At 70.8% G+C, this 14,379-nt stretch carries 12 protein-coding genes; 5 read left to right on the plus strand and 7 right to left on the minus strand.

All coding sequences use genetic code 11. From position 1 onward, the window contains the following. The first annotated feature begins 122 nt into the window (after positions 1-122). Positions 123-809 (plus strand): maleylpyruvate isomerase family mycothiol-dependent enzyme, encoded by a 687-nt coding sequence (locus DC008_RS08045; protein ID WP_108706354.1) that lies wholly within the window; start codon positions 123-125, stop codon positions 807-809. A 57-nt stretch (positions 810-866) separates the two neighbouring features. After that, entirely contained in the window at positions 867-1,523 is a 657-nt protein-coding gene (locus tag DC008_RS08050; protein WP_108706355.1) for an MBL fold metallo-hydrolase, read from the plus strand. A gap of 209 nt (positions 1,524-1,732) precedes the next feature. Here DC008_RS08050 and aroQ read toward each other — a convergent pair whose 3' ends face one another. Next, positions 1,733-2,206, minus strand: coding sequence for a type II 3-dehydroquinate dehydratase (aroQ, locus tag DC008_RS08055; protein WP_108706356.1), 474 nt, complete (start codon positions 2,204-2,206; stop codon positions 1,733-1,735). A gap of 104 nt (positions 2,207-2,310) precedes the next feature. Here aroQ and DC008_RS08060 point away from each other — a divergent pair, with 104 nt between their 5' ends. Together DC008_RS08060 and DC008_RS08065 are read left to right on the plus strand one after the other, a co-directional pair. Then, positions 2,311-3,357 carry a S66 family peptidase gene (locus DC008_RS08060; protein WP_108706357.1) on the plus strand — a complete coding sequence of 349 codons (1,047 nt, stop codon included), beginning with the start codon at positions 2,311-2,313 and terminating at the stop codon, positions 3,355-3,357. Positions 3,358-3,451: 94 nt separating this feature from the next. After that, on the plus strand, positions 3,452-4,729 hold the full coding sequence (locus DC008_RS08065) for an MFS transporter (RefSeq protein WP_108706358.1): 1,278 nt from the start codon (positions 3,452-3,454) through the stop codon (positions 4,727-4,729). A gap of 34 nt (positions 4,730-4,763) precedes the next feature. On the opposite strand, the gene DC008_RS08070 is transcribed toward DC008_RS08065, so the two are convergent. The 6 genes from DC008_RS08070 to DC008_RS08095 all read right to left on the minus strand — a co-directional run bounded on the left by DC008_RS08070 (position 4,764) and on the right by DC008_RS08095 (position 13,205). After that, complete coding sequence (locus DC008_RS08070; protein WP_108706359.1) at positions 4,764-5,864, minus strand: calcium:cation antiporter; 1,101 nt, start codon at positions 5,862-5,864, stop codon at positions 4,764-4,766. Positions 5,865-6,116: 252 nt separating this feature from the next. Next, positions 6,117-7,118: a TerC family protein gene (locus DC008_RS08075; protein WP_108706360.1), complete on the minus strand. Its 1,002-nt coding sequence runs from the start codon at positions 7,116-7,118 to the stop codon at positions 6,117-6,119. A 223-nt stretch (positions 7,119-7,341) separates the two neighbouring features. Further along, positions 7,342-9,357, minus strand: a complete 2,016-nt coding sequence (locus DC008_RS08080; RefSeq protein ID WP_108706361.1) for a TerD family protein — start codon at positions 9,355-9,357, stop codon at positions 7,342-7,344. Positions 9,358-9,410: 53 nt separating this feature from the next. Next, on the minus strand, positions 9,411-9,989 hold the full coding sequence (locus DC008_RS08085) for a TerD family protein (RefSeq protein ID WP_108706362.1): 579 nt from the start codon (positions 9,987-9,989) through the stop codon (positions 9,411-9,413). Positions 9,990-10,156: 167 nt separating this feature from the next. Further along, a complete protein-coding gene (uvrB, locus tag DC008_RS08090) occupies positions 10,157-12,301 on the minus strand; it encodes an excinuclease ABC subunit UvrB (protein ID WP_108706363.1) in 2,145 nt (714 codons plus the stop codon). A 40-nt stretch (positions 12,302-12,341) separates the two neighbouring features. Continuing rightward, positions 12,342-13,205: an MHYT domain-containing protein gene (locus tag DC008_RS08095; RefSeq protein ID WP_108706364.1), complete on the minus strand. Its 864-nt coding sequence runs from the start codon at positions 13,203-13,205 to the stop codon at positions 12,342-12,344. 276 nt (positions 13,206-13,481) lie between these two features. Between DC008_RS08095 and DC008_RS08100 the strand changes: the two genes are divergently transcribed. Then, positions 13,482-14,357, plus strand: a complete 876-nt coding sequence (locus tag DC008_RS08100; RefSeq protein WP_108706365.1) for a glycerophosphodiester phosphodiesterase — start codon at positions 13,482-13,484, stop codon at positions 14,355-14,357. Positions 14,358-14,379 lie beyond the last annotated feature (22 nt).

Genomic DNA, 14,379 nt, shown 5'->3' on the forward strand with positions numbered 1-14,379 from the left:
ACAACAATCCCGGGCCATCCAGCATGCCCGACGCCGTGATCGAGCCTATAGCACGCGCATTCGATTTAAGGGCGTTGTTCACCACCTTCACCCAAAGGTGTGGTGGAGCTAATGTCAGGCCCATGATTGATCACGCTCGTGACCTGGAGTCCGTACGCGAGGCGACCGAACGGCTGCTCACCGCAGTCGGCAAGCTGGACAACGCCTCTGTGACCGAGCCGTCACGGCTTCCCGGCTGGAGCCGCGGTCATGTCCTCGCGCACCTCGCCCGTAACGTGGACGCTTTGGTGAACGTTCTCGAGGGCCGTCCCATGTACGCCTCCGCCGCGGCCCGCGACGCCGACATCGAGCGGGATGCCTCCCGCCCCCTGGACATCCAGGTCACCGACGTCCGGCAGAGCGCCGACCGCTTCCAGCAGGCCGCGGCCGTGCCCGCCGACTGGTCGCGCACGGTGGAGCTGCGCAACGGTGTGACGGACGCCGCCGCCCGCATCCCTTTCCGGCGCTGGATCGAGGTGGAGCTGCACCACGTCGACCTGGGCATCGGGTACGAGCTCGAGGACCTGCCCGCCGAGTTCGTGGAGCGCGAGACGGACTTCCTCGCGGAGCGCTTCGCCGGCAACCCGGACGTCGAGCCGGTCCGGCTGACGGACGGCACGCGCGTGTGGCGCACGGGCCGGGACGCGGACGAGCCGGCGATCACCGTCCGGGGCATCGGACCCGACCTGCTCGGCTGGCTCGCCGGCCGCCGTACTGGCTCCGCGCTGACCGTCGAGGGCGGCACCCTGCCGTCGCTGCCGCCGCTCTAAGGGCTGTCCCGGCGTCCGGGACGGCCGCTTGTCAGCGTCGCGCTATAGGCTGCCGCCATGACGTACAGCGGACAGGTGACGGTCGGTGGCCCCGCCGACGTGCACGAGCTCAAGGACCTGATGATCACCAAGATCGCGGTCGGCCCGATGGACAACAACGCCTATCTGCTGCGCTGCCGGGCCACGGACGAGCAACTGCTGATCGACGCCGCCAACGACGCGGACACCCTGCTGGGCACGATCGGTGACGACGGCATCGCGTCCGTCGTCACCACCCACCAGCACGGCGACCACTGGCAGGCCCTCGCCGCCGTCGTGGAGGCCACCGGCGCGCGCACCTACGCCGGACGCGAGGACGCCGACGGCATCCCGGTCCCGACCGACGTGCTCATGGACGACGGCGACGTCATCCGGGTGGGGCGCGTGGAGCTCACCGCGCGCCATCTGGTCGGGCACACACCGGGTTCGATCGCCCTCGTCTACGACGACCCGCACGGGCATCCGCATGTGTTCACCGGAGACTGCCTCTTCCCGGGCGGTGTGGGCAACACCCGTAAGGATCCCGAGGCGTTCGCCCGCCTGATCCACGACGTCGAGACCAAGATCTTCGACGTGCTGCCCGACGAGACCTGGGTCTACCCCGGGCACGGCGACGACACCACGCTGGGCGCCGAGCGCCCGCATCTGCCGGAGTGGCGCGCCCGCGGCTGGTGAGGCCGTTCCTGTACGGGGCGCGCCATAGAGCCCGGCGTACGCGCCCCGTGTGAACGCCGCGCACGCGGTGGGGCCACGCGTGCGCTCCCGGCGTGCGACGGCGCGCGGTGCACTGGTGGTGCCCCGCGCAGGATGACGGCTCCTGAGCGGTACGGGCCGCCGGTCTTCCCATCCCCGCCCTCGGCCGGCGGCCCCGGCGAGCCGCCCGGTCAGGTGTCCGCGCGGCCCGACCCGGCCAGCGCCGCGACCCGCTCCACCCCGAACGCGTAGCCCTGCACACCGCACCCCGCGATGACCCCGTCGGCCCGCAGGGAGACGTAGGAGTGGTGCCGGAACGACTCGCGCCGGTGGATGTTGGAGATGTGGACCTCCAGCACGGGCAGCCCGTCGCAGGTGTTGAGGGCGTCCAGGATCGCCACGGAGGTGTGCGAGTAGGCGCCCGGGTTGATCACGATGCCGCAGTGGCCGAGCCGTGCCTCGTGGATCCAGTCGACCAACTCGCCCTCGTGGTTGGACTGGCGGAAGTCGACGGTGCCGCCGTGGGCGGCCGCCGTCCTGGCACACAGTGCCTCCACGTCCGCGAGGGTCTCGGAGCCGTAGATCTCCGGCTGCCGCTGCCCGAGCAGGTTCAGGTTGGGGCCGTTCAAGATCATGACGGGGGCGTCGGCGAGGGTGCGGGGCACGGTTCCTCCGGTCCGTTCGGGGTCGCGCGGTGCGGGAACCACCGCTGCTCGGACCCCGGTTTATCACGGTGCGGTCGGCTCTCCCGGCCGCCTACTCTCTGGGCATGACCATGATCTCCTATCCGCCCAAGCCCTCCCCCGGTGACCGTGTCGCCGTCATCTCGCCCGGCGCCGGGCTGCCCGGGCTCTTCCCTCAGCCGTTCGAGCTGGGCCTGAAGCGGCTGCGTGAGGACTTCGGGCTCGAACCGGTCGAGTATCCGGCGACCCGAACGATGGGGTCGACGCCTCAGCAGCGGGCGGACGACATCCACGCCGCCTTCGTCGATCCGGACATCAAAGCGGTCATCGCGTCCATCGGCGGCGACGACCAGATCACCGTGCTGCCGTATCTGGACCGGGAGTTGATCCGGGCGAACCCGAAGCCGTTCTTCGGGATGAGCGACAACACGAACCTGCTGATGTTCCTGCGCAACACCGGCATCGTCGCGTACCACGGGGGCAGCGTGATGGTCGAGCTCGGCCGCCCCGGCGCCATGAACCCACAGACCGCCGACTCCCTGCGGGCCGCGCTCTTCACCTCCGGCGAGTACACCCTGAGCCCCGCCGAACGCTGGAACGACATCAACCGCGACTGGGCCGATCCCGCGACCTTCGACTCGGAGGCGGAGCTGCGGCCCGCCGATCCCTGGAGCTGGGTCAACGCCGACCGCGTCGTGGAGGGCCGCACCTGGGGCGGCTGTCTGGAGATCCTCGGCTGGCTGCTGATGGCGGACCGCGAGATCGCCCACGACCTCACCGAGTACGACGGCGGCGTCCTGCTGCTGGAGACGAGCGAGGAGATGCCCAGCGGCGAGGAGGTCTTCCGCACCCTGCGGAACATGGGCGAGCGCGGGCTGCTCCAGCGGTTCTCCGCGCTGCTCATGGGCCGGGCGAAGACATGGTCCTTCGAGCGCCCCACCTCCCCGGAGGAGGCCGCCGAGTACGCCGCCGAGCAGCGCGCGGCCGTCGAGCGCGCGATGAAGGCGTACGCCCCCGACACGATGATCGTCTTCGACGTCGACTTCGGCCACACCGATCCGCAGCTGGTGATCCCGTACGGCGGCGCGGTGCGCGTCGACGGTCCCGCCCGGCGCATCACGGTCACGTACTGACCGACCCCCACGCGCCCGCACGCCCCCGTAACCAGCGATCACGCTGGGTAGTTGACCGGGCATGCGCGATGTACGCACCGTAAGGGCGCCTTCCATGCTGCGGCTCGCGGGCGCGTCGCTCGCCGGGACGGCCATCGAGTTCTACGACTTCTTCGTCTACGGCACCGCGGCGGCCCTGGTGCTGGGGCCGTTGTTCTTTCCCACGTTCTCGCCGGTGGCGGGGACGCTGGCCGCCTTCGCCACGTTCGGCGTGGGCTTCGTGGCGCGGCCGCTGGGGTCGGTGCTGTTCGGGCACATCGGGGACCGGCGCGGCCGGCGGCCGGTCCTCGTCGCCTCGCTGCTGCTGACCGGCGCCTCCACGGTCGCGGTCGGCTGTGTCCCGACGTACGGGTCGATCGGCGTGGCCGCGCCCCTGCTTCTGCTCGTGCTGCGCTTTCTGCAGGGGCTGGGGCTCGGCGGCGAGTGGGGCGGGGCCGTCCTGCTGACCGTGGAGCACGCGCCGGCCCATCGGCGGGCGCTGTGGTCGAGTTTCCCGCAGGTCGGTCCGGCGCTGGGCTTCCTGCTGGCCAACGGCGTGGTGCTGGGCCTGTCGGCCGGGCTGTCCGAGGAGCAGTTCGCGGCGTGGGGCTGGCGGGTGCCGTTCTGGGCCGCCGGGGTGCTCGCGGTGGCGGGGCTGTGGCTGCGGTCGTCGCTCGCGGAGAGTCCGCGGTTCCTGGAGATCGACGACCACGCGCGGGTGCCGCTCGTCGAGGTGGTGCGCGACCACTGGCGGCTTCTGCTGTTGACGGCCGGGGCGCTGTCGGTCGGGTACGCGATCTTCTACGCGGTCTCGACCTGGTCGCTCGCCTACGGCACGGAACGGCTCGGGGTGAGCCGTACCGTCATGCTGACGTGTGTGATGGGCGCGGTGGTGGTCAAGGGCGCGCTCACCCCGGTGATGGCGCTGCTCGGCGACCGGTACGGGCGGCGGCCGCTGTGCCTGACGGGATGCGCCGCGGCCGCGCTGTGGATGCTGCCGATGGTCGCGCTGCTCGCGACGGGCCGGCCCCTGCCGATGTTCCTGGGCCTGACCGGCGCGCTGATCGCGTTCATCACCATGTTCGCGGTGATCGCCGCGTATCTGCCGGAGCTGTACGAGCCCCGGGTGCGCTGCACGGGTGCGGCGGTCGGCTACAACCTCGGCGGGGTCCTCGGCGGCGCGCTCACCCCGATCGTGGCGACCGCGCTCGCCGGGCAGGGCGGGAGGGTGCCCTGGGGTGTGGGCGTGTATCTGACGGGGATCGCGCTGCTCAGCCTGGGCTGCTTCTTGCTGCTCCCGGAGACCCGCCCGGTGGCGGCGGTGACGCCGGCGGCCGAGCCCGCCACCGGATGACCGGACCCCGTGATGCCGTGCCGCCGGCGCGGGCTCACGGGTTGATCGCGAGCTCCAGATACGCAGCGAACAGCACGAGGTGGACACCGCCCTGGAGCGGTGTCGCCCGCCCGGGGACGACCGTCAGCGAACTCACCACCACCGTCAGGGCCAGCAGCACCATATGGGTGGGGCCGAGTCCCAGGACGAGCGGGCCGGACAGCCAGAGGGAGGCCAGCGCCACCGCGGGGATGGTGAGGCCGATGCTGGCCATCGCCGAGCCGAGCGCCAGGTTCAGGCTGGTCTGTACGCGGTCCCGGCGGGCGGCGCGCAGGGCGGCGATCGTCTCGGGGAGCAGCACCAGCAGGGCGATGATCACACCGACGACGGCGTGGTGCAGTCCGGCCGCCTGCACGCCGGACTCGATGGTGGGTGACACTCCCTTGGCCAGGCCGACCACACCGACCAGGGCGAGGCCGAGCAGGCCGAGGCTCATGAGCGCGGCGCGCTTCGAGGGCGCGTCGGCGTGCGCGTCGGAGGTGATGACCTCGCCCTTGCGGCTGACCGGCAGGAAGTAGTCGCGGTGCCGCACGGTCTGGGTCGTCACGAACAGGCCGTAGAGGATCAGCGAGGAGACCGCGGCGAACGACAGCTGCACCGTGGAGAACTCGGCCCCGGGCTTGCTCGTGGTGAAGGTGGGCAGCACCAGGCTGAGGGTGGCGAGTGTGGCGACGGTCGCCAGGGCGGCGCCGGTGCCCTCGGGGTTGAAGACCGCCGTACGGTGCCGCAGGGAGGCGACCAGGAGGCACAGGCCGACGATGCCGTTGCAGGTGATCATCACGGCCGCGAAGACGGTGTCCCGGGCCAGGGTGGCGCTCTTGTCGCCGCCGTCGAGCATCAGGGTCACGATGAGGGCGACCTCGATGATCGTGACGGCGACGGCGAGGACGAGGGAGCCGAAGGGTTCACCCACCCGGTGGGCGACCACCTCGGCGTGGTGGACGGCGGCGAGGACGGCTCCGGCGAGGACCAGCGTGACCACCGCGACGACCGCGCCGGGCAGGTCCCGGCCCCAGGTGAGGACCAGCAGCACGGCCGCGAGGACCGGCACGGCGGTCGTCCACCGGGCAGCGAGCGGTCTCAGCCGATCGATCATGGAGCGATCGTCGCAAAGGCTCTTCGGGTTCGCATCGTCTGCGGAGTGCTCGGGCGGTGCCGCGGCACCCTCGTCGGCCGGGGGGCTCGTGTGTCGGGTGTCGTGGTGCGGGATCGGTCATCTCCTGTAGGTCGCGGTCCTGGTCGGAGCCGACCGCCCGGCGGGCGGTCGGCCATGCACGGGGAGTGGTGCCCGGCGGTGAGCCGGACACCACTCCCGCTGTCGTCCTCGACGTGCTGCCGCGGTGGGCGCTCAGACGTCGACGCTGTCCTTGGGAGTGCCCTCGCTGTCCTGGCGCACCGCCTCGGCCTCCGCCTGCTTCTTCGAGGCCCTGAGGCTGGTGAGGGTGGTGACGATCAGGACGGAGCAGATCACGCCGAGCGAGACCGGGATGCTGATCTCGGGGACGTGGACCCCCGACTCGTGCAGGGCGTGCAGCACCAGCTTCACGCCGATGAAGCCGAGGATGATCGACAGGCCGTAGCTCAGGTGGACCAGCTTGCGCAGCAGGCCGCCGATGAGGAAGTACAGCTGCCGCAGACCCATCAGCGCGAAGGCGTTCGCGGTGAAGACGATGTACGGGTCCTGCGTCAGGCCGAAGATCGCCGGGATGGAGTCCAGGGCGAAGAGCACGTCCGTCGTGCCGATCGCGAGCATCACGACCAGCATCGGGGTCATGACCCGCTTGCCGTTCTCCCGGATCCACAGCTTGGTGCCGTGGTAGCGGTCGGCGACACCGAACCTGCGCTCGGCGGCCTTGAGCAGCTTGTTCTCCTCGAACTCCTCGTCCTCCTGGCCGGATCGGGCCTCCTGGATGAGCTTCCAGGCCGTCCAGATGAGGAAGGCGCCGAAGAGGTAGAACACCCACGAGAAGCTGGCGAGGATGGCGGCGCCCGCGGCGATGAAGATGGCCCGCAGCACCAGGGCTATGAGGACGCCGACCAGCAGGACGCGCTGCTGGTACTGCGACGGCACCGCGAACTTCGCCATGATCAGGACGAAGACGAAGAGGTTGTCGACGCTCAGCGATTTCTCGGTGATGAAGCCGGCGAAGAACTCGCCGCCCGCCTGCCCCCCGCCGAAGATCAGCAGGCCGAGGCCGAACAGGCCGGCCAGTGCGATCCAGACGACGGTCCAGATTCCGGCTTCCTTGATCGACACGTCATGCGGCTTGCGGCCGATGAAGAAGTCGACGGCGATGAGGGCGGCGAGGCCCACGATGGTCAGGACCCACAGGGTCGTTGAAACTTCCACTGCGCCTCCGGCAGTCGTAACGGCAGATGTCAGCGTCGTCGCGCGCCGGAGGTCTCTTCCACCCACGATGGGCCGACGCCCCGGGATCTGGCCTGATCCGTATTGACGGGTACGCCGCAGCAGACAGGGAGTACTCCCCTCCGTGGGATCAACAGTAACCAATCACCAAGGAAAGGTAAAGCGCTTGGCAAAAGAAATGCCAAGTGGGCAGGTCAGGGACCTTTTACCAATGCTTGGCGCGGGCGGTGGCAACCTGGGTGAGCACCTGCTGGAGCACCTGGCTGCCGGGCGGTACCAGCGGGGGCACGTGGGTCCAGGCGTGCCCGACCCACGGGTCGGCCAGGTGGTCGTCCGGCACCGGGGTCAGCCGCAGCAGCGCCCGCCACAGAGGGTCGAGCAGCGGGCCGTAACCCGCGGCGTCCTCACGGTCGGCGACCATCATCAGGTGGACACCGACCGCCGGGCCCTCGTCCGCGAGATAGCGCAGCTGGGTCACGGCCCGGTCGTCGAAGCCGTGCGGGAAGTCGTTGACGATCAGCAGTTGCTGAGAGGTGTCGAAGCCGGGCGGGAGGGCGTCGGGCGCTCCGCCGCGCAGCGCCATCTGCACCAGGTCGACGCGCTCGGTCAGGCGGGCCAGGACGTCCGCGACACCGGCCGCGCCCGCCGCGGGCGGACCCGCGAGCACGCCCGTCTGCACGAGCGGAGCGAGGGCCTGCGCACCCGAACCGGCGGGGTCGATCACATGCACGGTGAACTCGCCGGCCGGATAGACGGCCAGGAGGCGTGCCGCGTGCGCCACGGCCGTGTCCATCGCGAGGCGACGCAGGTCGTGGGCGTCGGTGAAGGAGCCGTCGAGCGAGGCGGCGCGGCCGCTGTCGATCCACAGGCCGCGCTCCAGCGGGAGCCTGATCAGCATGGGGATGCGCAGGTCGGCGCTCTCGGGCAGATGGAGGTCGCCCAGGCGGACGGCCATGGGGATCTCCATCGGGACGCGATAGGCGTGCCAGGCCGGGTTGTCCCAGCGGGCGAACGCGGGCGGCAGCGCGGGCTCGACGACCTCGGACTCGGCGGTGAGCTGGGCCATGTCGCGGTCGAGGGCCGCACGGGCCTGGTTGACCAGCTCGGTGTGCCGGGCCTGCGCGGCCTCGCGGGCCGCGTCGCCCTGCCCGCCGATCCTGCTGCGCGGGTCCGACAGGACCTGGTCGAGTTCCTTCTCCATGCGCGACTCGGCGAAGTCGACCGCGCTGCGGTAGGCCGCGGTGGTGCGGGCCAGGTCCTCGAACATGCCCCAGACCTGGTTGTAGAGCCGCTCCTCCATGGACCAGCCGGTGGCATCGCCGGCGACGGGCTGCGGCGGCCTGCCGGGCTCGGCCGGGGGCGCGGTGGGCGGCGGAGGCGGCGGGGCGGAGGTCTGCCGGCGCGGGTGGCTGTAGTCGATGCCGCCGCCGGAGGTGGGCGCGGACTGCTGGGCGCCGTCACCGGCGCCGCTTCCGCCCTGGTACGGGGGCTGCGGCGCGGGCTGACCGGACGCGCCCGGCGGCTGTGTGCCGTACGGCGACGTCGGCTGTTGCGGCACGGAGTTGGGCGCGCTCGCGGGGCCGCTCTGGTCCGGGCCGAGGGCGGGGGCGGCGGGCTGCCGGGAGCGGTCGCCGTCCGGGCGGGAGGGGGGCGCCGGAACCGAGCGGGCGACTCCCTGGGCGACGGCTTCGTGGATGCCGCCGGCGAGTTGACCGGCCTGGGCGAGGCCCTGGTCGGTGAAGAGGTCGGCGAGGCCGCCCGCGTAGCCCTGGCCGATGGCCCGGACCTTCCAGGCGTCCTGGCGGCGGTAGAGCTCCAGGGCGACGACGGCGGATTCGGAGTCCAGGCCGGCCACGGTGTAGCTGACGAGCTCGGTGCCGTCGAGGCCCGTGACGGCGACGAACGGGGCGGGGACGGCGCCGAAGCGGGTCGGGCCGCCGACGCCGGTCGGCAGGGCGAGCAGCACACTGATCCGGTGCACGGCCTCCGGCATGGCGTCCAGGTCGACCGCGAGACGGTGGTCGGCGGCCGCCTGCCGGGAGACCTCGAGGCCGGGCAGGGTGGGGGTGCCGGGATGCGCCACCCACTCCACGCCGTGGATCCTGCCCTGCTCGTCGCCGAGCGTGGCGGCCGCCACCATCGGCGTGCCGGCCGAGACCCTGATCTCCAGACGGGACTGGGAGAGCGGGTGGTTCTGCCCCCGCACCAGCTCGGCCGTCATGCCTTCGTCCCCCTGTGTCGTCTGTCGTGTCGGGTGCCGCTCGCCGCGCGGACCTACAGGTGCGGCAGGATCGCCGGCATCAGGTCCTGGAAGGTGCGGCCGTTGGCCGGGGTGCCGAGCGCGGTCATCGTCCAGCCCGGGCCCGTGCGGTGCACCTTCGCCATGATCTGGGCCGTGTAGGCGCCGCCGCCCGCGAGCGTGTAGCGGGCCAGCTCCTGGCCGTTGGTCTCGTCGACGAGACGGCAGAAGGCGTTCTGCACCTCCTGGAAGGTCTGTCCCGTGAAGGAGTTCACGGTGAAGACGATCTGGTCGATGTGGACCGGGATACGCGCGAGGTCGACGAGGATGGCCTCGTCGTCGCCGCCCTGGCCGACACCGCCGACGAGGTTGTCACCGGTGTGACGGACCGAGCCGTCGTCGCTCACCAGGTGACGGAAGAAGACGACGTCGACCGGCTGCTTGTCCGCGAAGAGGACCGCGGAGGCGTCGAGGTCGATCTCCCGCGTACGCGAGCCGAACAGGCCGCGCCGGGGAGCCGCCTGCCAGCCGAGACCCATGCGCACCGCGGTCAGGCTGCCCCCGTCGTTCTTCTGCAGACTGATGGCCTGACCCTTGGTCATGTTGACGGTCACGTGCTGATTCCCCTCTCGAACAGTCCCCTGTTGCCCGCGGGCTCCGCGGATGACGAGAACCCTACGCAGGGGCACTGACAGCGACGTACCCCGGTCCCCACTTTGTGTCGGTCTTGCAACACTGCGCGTACGCGCGGGCCTGGTCACAGGCCGAGGGCGTGGGCCGGTCAGGCGAGTCCGGCCTCCTTCATCTGACGCAGTTCCTTCTTCATCTCGGAGACCTCGTCGCGCAGTCGGGCGGCGATCTCGAACTGCAGGTCCGCGGCGGCCGCGCGCATACGCTCCGTCAGTTCCTCGATCTGCTGGGCGAGCTCGGCCGCCGGCTGGTCGGTCGGCACCGTCTCCTTGGCCTTCGCCTTGCCCTTGGCCGGCTTCGCGGCCTGGGCGGCCTTGCTGCCGAGCGACGGCACCGGCGCCTTGGTGCCCCGGCCGTCCTTCTTGGCCCGGTAGCCGCTGCCGAGCAGCTGCTCGGTGTCGACGTCCTCGCGGGCAATCTGCGCGACGATGTCGTTGATCTTCTTGCGCAGCGGCTGGGGGTCGATGCCGCGCTCCTCGTTGTACGCGATCTGCTTCTCGCGGCGCCGGTTGGTCTCGTCGATGGCCTTCTCCATCGCCGGCGTGATCTTGTCCGCGTACATATGGACCTCGCCGGAGACGTTGCGCGCCGCGCGGCCGATGGTCTGGATGAGGGACGTACCCGAACGCAGGAAGCCCTCCTTGTCCGCGTCGAGGATGGCCACCAGGGACACCTCGGGCAGGTCGAGGCCCTCACGCAGGAGGTTGATGCCGACGAGCACGTCGAACTCGCCCGCGCGCAGCTCGCGCAGCAGCTCGACACGGCGCAGGGTGTCGACGTCGCTGTGCAGATAGCGCACCTGGATGCCGAGCTCCAGGAAGTAGTCCGTGAGGTCCTCGGCCATCTTCTTGGTGAGGGTCGTGACCAGGACGCGCTCGTCCTTCTCGACGCGGCCGCGGATCTCGTGGACCAGGTCGTCGATCTGGCCCTCGGTGGGCTTGACGACGACCTGCGGGTCGACGAGGCCGGTCGGGCGGATGATCTGCTCGACTTGGCCGTCGGAGCGGGAGAGCTCGTAGGTGCCGGGGGTCGCCGACAGGTACACGGTCTGCCCGACGCGCTCCTGGAACTCCTCCCACTTCAGCGGGCGGTTGTCGAGGGCCGAGGGCAGACGGAAGCCGTGGTCGACGAGGGTGCGCTTGCGGGAGGCGTCGCCCTCGTACATGGCTCCGATCTGCGGCACGGTGACATGCGACTCGTCGATGACGAGCAGGAAGTCGTCCGGGAAGTAGTCCAGCAGCGTGTTCGGCGGGGAGCCGGGCTCACGGCCGTCGAAGTGCATCGAGTAGTTCTCCACGCCGGAGCACGTGCCGATCTGGCGGAGCATCTCCAGGTCGTACGTGGTGCGCATGCGCAGGCGCTGGGCCTCCAGCAGCTTCCCCTGCTTCTCCAGCTCGGCGAGGCGCTCGCCGAGCTCCTTCTCGATGTCGTTGACGGCCCGCTCCATGCGCTCGGGGCCGGCGACGTAGTGGGAGGCCGGGAAGACGTACAGCTGCTCGTCGTCGCTGATGATCTCGCCGGTGAGCGGGTGCAGCGTGGACAGGGCCTCGATCTCGTCGCCGAACATCTCGATGCGCACGGCGAGCTCCTCGTAGACCGGGAAGATCTCGATGGTGTCGCCGCGGACCCGGAAGGTGCCCCGGGTGAACGCGAGGTCGTTGCGCGTGTACTGGATGTCGACGAAGCGGCGCAGCAGCTGGTCCCGGTCGATCTCCTCGCCGACCCGGAGCGGGACCATGCGGTCCACGTACTCCTGCGGTGTACCGAGGCCGTAGATGCAGGACACCGAGGCGACCACGACGACGTCGCGGCGGGTGAGCAGCGAGTTGGTCGCGGAGTGGCGCAGGCGCTCGACCTCCTCGTTGATCGAGGAGTCCTTCTCGATGTAGGTGTCCGACTGCGGGACGTACGCCTCGGGCTGGTAGTAGTCGTAGTACGAGACGAAGTACTCGACGGCGTTGTTCGGCAGGAGTTCGCGGAACTCGTTCGCCAGCTGGGCGGCCAGCGTCTTGTTCGGCGCCATCACCAGGGTGGGACGCTGGAGCTTCTCGATCATCCACGCGGTGGTCGCGGACTTGCCGGTGCCGGTCGCGCCGAGCAGGACGACGTCCTTCTCCCCGGCCTCGATGCGCCGGGCGAGGTCGGCGATGGCCGCGGGCTGGTCGCCGTTGGGCTGGTAGGGACTGACGACCTCGAAAGGCGCCACCGTGCGTTCGATGCTGGAAACGGGCCGCATGGAATCAACCGTACGACCCCCCACTGACAACGTGGCCTGATCAGTGGTTCTGCGGGGTCCGGGGGGCTCGCTGGACGGTGCGGCGGGCCGTCTGCGCGGGGCGCCGGATCTGGCGCGGGACGACGGCCCGGGCGGGTACGCCGGGCTTCTCCTCGGCGGGGGCCTCCTCGGGCCGGCCCAGGACCGTCTTCGGGCCGAAGATCATGACGGCTCCGGCGAGGAGCAGGAAGGCGAGCGGGCCGACCAGCATCGGCGCGAGCAGGGAGGCCGGTGAGTCGCCGGGCCCGCCGGCGCCGGTGCCGTGCACATGGACGCGGAGCGCGGCCATCCCGGTGTAGTGCATGCCGCTGGCGGCGAGGCCCATGACGAGGCTGGCGCCGACGCTCCAGAGCACTCCCCTGACCTGCCCGGCCGCCCAGAGCGCCGCGGTGGCCGCGAGCATCGCTATGACGACGGAGGCGGCGACGGTCAGCGTGTTGTACTCCAGCCTGCCGTCGAGGCGCAGACCCGCCATGCCGAGGTAGTGCATGGAGGCGATGCCCAGGCCGGTGATGGTGCCGCCGGTGAACAGGGCCGTCCCGCGCGCGCCGCGGCTGCCGACGATGAAGATGCCGATGCCGACCATGACGATGGCGAGGGCGAGGCTGGCGAACGTCATCGGCTTGTCGTAGTGGATCGGGGTCCCGTCGACCGTGAACCCCATCATGGCGATGAAGTGCATGGTCCAGATGCCGGACCCGATGGCCGCCGAGCCGAGGGCGAGCCAGGCGGGGCGCCAGGAGCGCGCGACGAGCATCGATCTGGTGGTGCACCGCAGTCCGAGCGCACCACCGAGGCAGGCCATGAGGTAGGCCACCAGCGGTGTGACGATCCCGTAGCTGAAACCGTCGACCGTCCCCTGCATACGCGGCTGCCCTTCCGCCTGTTTACATCCCGGAATGTTCGAACGTGCGCCCCCTCCCGGGACCGCCCGAGCGGGCCAGGGTTGAGGCAGAGAGTAACCCCCACCGCAAGGGTCGAACGATTCTCCTGCAAAGAAACACGGCCTTGCCCCAGTTGTGCGGCACGAGTGAGCGGGCGGGGCAACTCCGGCTGTTCTGTGGCCGTCCCGTACTCCTTCGTCGTTGACCCTGTGCTGTCAGAGTTGAGCTGACCGTGATCTTCGACACGAGGAGTACGTATGCACGCGCGCGCTGTTGCCGCCACGACGGCCGCACTGCTGGGAACCGCCGCCCTGCTGCTTCCCGCTCCCGCCGCCGGAGCCGGCGTCCGGGCCGAGCGGCCGACGGTCATCGCCCACCGCGGGGCCTCCTCCTATGCGCCCGAGAACACCCTGGCCGCCGTCGACAAGGCCGCCGAGCTGGGTGTCGAGTGGGTCGAGAACGACGTCCAGCGCACCAAGGACGGCGAGCTGGTCGTGATCCACGACGACAACCTGAAGCGCACGACGGACGCCGAGGAGGTCTTCCCCGGCCGCTCCCCCTGGAAGGTGAAGGACTTCACCGCGGCGGAGATCGCCCGGCTGGACGCGGGCAGCTGGTTCGGGCCGGAGTTCGCCGGCGCGCGCGTACCGACGCTCCAGCAGTTCCTGGACCGGACGGAGTCGCACCGCCAGAAGCTGCTGCTGGAGATCAAGAACCCCGCCCTGTACCCGGGCATCGAGCAGCAGACCCTGAAGGTCCTCGGCGACGAGGGCTGGCTCGACGCCTCGCACCTGGCGGGCCGGCTGATCGTGCAGAGCTTCAGCGCCGACAGTGTCCGGGCCGTCCACGACCTGCTGCCGACGGTGAAGACCGGCTTCCTGGGGACGCCGTCCGTGGCGGACCTCTCCCGGTATGCCGCCTTCGCCGACCAGATCAACCCGTCGTACACCACGGTTTCCCCCGGCTATGTCTCCTCCGTCCACGCGTTCGACGGCCCGCACGGGGGGCCGCTGGAGGTGTTCACCTGGACGGTGAACGACGCGGACACGGCCCGGCAGGTCGCCGGGTACGGGGTCGACGGGATCATCACCAACAGTCCGGACGTGGTGCGGGACGCCTTCCCGGCTGCCTGAGCTGCGCTCCGGGGGCGTTGTC

Source organism: Streptomyces nigra (assembly GCF_003074055.1).
GTDB lineage: Bacteria > Actinomycetota > Actinomycetes > Streptomycetales > Streptomycetaceae > Streptomyces > Streptomyces nigra.

Bases quoted from the DNA above. Each gene is read 5' to 3' on its own strand.
- DC008_RS08045 (WP_108706354.1), top strand. From the start codon at position 123: ATGATTGATCACGCTCGTGACCTGGAGTCCGTACGCGAGGCGACCGAA.
- DC008_RS08050 (WP_108706355.1), top strand. From the start codon at position 867: ATGACGTACAGCGGACAGGTGACGGTCGGTGGCCCCGCCGACGTGCAC.
- DC008_RS08060 (WP_108706357.1), top strand. From the start codon at position 2,311: ATGACCATGATCTCCTATCCGCCCAAGCCCTCCCCCGGTGACCGTGTC.
- DC008_RS08065 (WP_108706358.1), top strand. From the start codon at position 3,452: ATGCTGCGGCTCGCGGGCGCGTCGCTCGCCGGGACGGCCATCGAGTTC.
- DC008_RS08070 (WP_108706359.1), bottom strand. From the start codon at position 5,864: ATGATCGATCGGCTGAGACCGCTCGCTGCCCGGTGGACGACCGCCGTG.
- DC008_RS08080 (WP_108706361.1), bottom strand. From the start codon at position 9,357: ATGACGGCCGAGCTGGTGCGGGGGCAGAACCACCCGCTCTCCCAGTCC.
- uvrB (WP_108706363.1), bottom strand. From the start codon at position 12,301: ATGCGGCCCGTTTCCAGCATCGAACGCACGGTGGCGCCTTTCGAGGTC.
- DC008_RS08095 (WP_108706364.1), bottom strand. From the start codon at position 13,205: ATGCAGGGGACGGTCGACGGTTTCAGCTACGGGATCGTCACACCGCTG.
- DC008_RS08100 (WP_108706365.1), top strand. From the start codon at position 13,482: ATGCACGCGCGCGCTGTTGCCGCCACGACGGCCGCACTGCTGGGAACC.